Origin of the sequence: Thermococcus sp. ES12 (assembly GCF_012027515.1) — an archaeon.
Lineage (GTDB): Archaea > Methanobacteriota_B > Thermococci > Thermococcales > Thermococcaceae > Thermococcus > Thermococcus barossii.
Map to the genome: position 1 here is coordinate 1 of NZ_SNUP01000152.1, position 384 is coordinate 384.

Here is a 384-nt window from a genome sequence, read left to right on the forward strand (position 1 = left end):
ATGTTAATAAAGTTACATCGTCTACGTATGTCCTTTCGCCTTTGGAAAGCTCGTATGTTTCGTTCTTAACGACTAGAAGAGCTTTTCCATTGCTGATACCTTTGTATATAATATATCCGCTTTGGTCTTTGTATATGTATTCTCTGAACAGATAATTGAGGGGATTCAGCTTTATTTCAAAGTTTTTGTCCCTGTAGTAGGGCCTCTCTTTGGAAAGAGTTACATTTGTGTATCCTAAATTAAGCTCTGCATAACTTTCATTAGCTTTAATAACTTCAATCTGCTTGTTCTTGAGAACTAGAGTTTCTCTGGCTTTGAAATATGGAACATCAATCTCAAGAAGAACTGCTGGATAGATCTCAGACTTAAACGAGTCTTGCAGAT

1 protein-coding gene is annotated in these 384 nt (G+C 35.9%); it reads right to left on the reverse strand.

Annotation, left to right across the window (positions count from 1 at the left end; all coding sequences use genetic code 11):
- A partial coding sequence (locus E3E37_RS11520) for a hypothetical protein (RefSeq protein ID WP_167717488.1) occupies window positions 1-384 on the reverse strand: 384 nt, incomplete at both ends.